This window comes from Psychrobacter sp. W2-37-MNA-CIBAN-0211 (assembly GCF_040309405.1).
GTDB classification, from domain to species: Bacteria; Pseudomonadota; Gammaproteobacteria; order Pseudomonadales; family Moraxellaceae; genus Psychrobacter; species Psychrobacter glaciei.
On sequence record NZ_JBEOOU010000173.1, the window covers coordinates 1 to 276 of the forward strand.

Here is a 276-nt window from a genome sequence, read left to right on the forward strand (position 1 = left end):
GTTATGCATAGGCTTTGGCTTACTTGCACCCGAACAGATAAGTATGCATGAAGCTTGGGCGCCTCTACTACCTGGCTTTGAGTGGTTGACGTGGACAGGTTTTCTAATTGGGCTTGTAGAATCGTATCTTTACGGTTGGTATTTCGCAATCTTATTCGTGCCACTATATCGTTGGTTCGCAAAATAGTTCAAAGGTACTCGTATATGAATAGTCAGCAAATCTTTTCAATTTGAGCGAAAATGAATTGAAAAGTTAGAGTAATCACAGTTTAGAGT

General features: G+C 39.9%; 1 protein-coding gene. It reads left to right on the plus strand.

Annotated elements, in window-relative coordinates; all coding sequences use genetic code 11:
* A partial coding sequence (locus tag AAEY72_RS14770) for a DUF5676 family membrane protein (protein ID WP_352311294.1) occupies nt 1-187 on the plus strand: 187 nt, incomplete at its 5' end.
* Nucleotides 188-276: the final 89 nt, after the last annotated feature.